The sequence below is a fragment of the Helicobacter japonicus genome (assembly GCF_000762845.2).
GTDB lineage: Bacteria > Campylobacterota > Campylobacteria > Campylobacterales > Helicobacteraceae > Helicobacter_C > Helicobacter_C japonicus.
On sequence record NZ_JRMQ02000048.1, the window covers coordinates 1 to 582 of the forward strand.

1 protein-coding gene is annotated in these 582 nt (G+C 34.5%); it reads left to right on the forward strand.

Annotation, left to right across the window (positions count from 1 at the left end):
* Positions 1 to 582: bacteriophage T4 gp5 trimerisation domain-containing protein (locus LS65_RS09740; protein WP_268903719.1), on the forward strand; the 582-nt coding region annotated here is incomplete at both ends.

Genomic DNA, 582 nt, shown 5'->3' on the forward strand with positions numbered 1-582 from the left:
TTTTACCATACTCCAAGAATTGGAGATGAAGTGATTGTTTCTTTCTTTGATGAGGATATAGATAAGCCTTATGTGAGTGGAAGTCTCTATAACCAAAGTAATCCTACCTTACCCTCTTTACCCTTAGCTTCTCATCAAACAAGTTTAAGCGCAAGAACCCTTAATGAAGAGAGTGAGAGCATAGAGGAAGGATTAAATGAAATTACACTCTCCAATCTCAAAGATAAAGAACACATCTATCTCCAAGCACAAAGAGATTATGAAGAACTCATTAAGCATAACTTCACTCAAACCATACAAAACAATAAAGAATCTCAAGTAGAGGGAGCTTATAATGAAAGGATTAAAAAGATTCATACTCAAACCATAGACTTAGCAAAGATTGTAAGTATTGGAGGAGAATATAATACCAATGTAGCTTTATCTAAAGATACCATTGTAGGATTAAGCCATACTCTCAACATAGGAGCAAGCAATAAACTAAGAGTAGCAAAGGATAGCAGTGAATATGTAGGAGAGGATAAGGAAGTAGAGATACAAGGAAATCTCAATACAAGTATAGAACAAGATGAGAGTAGGAAT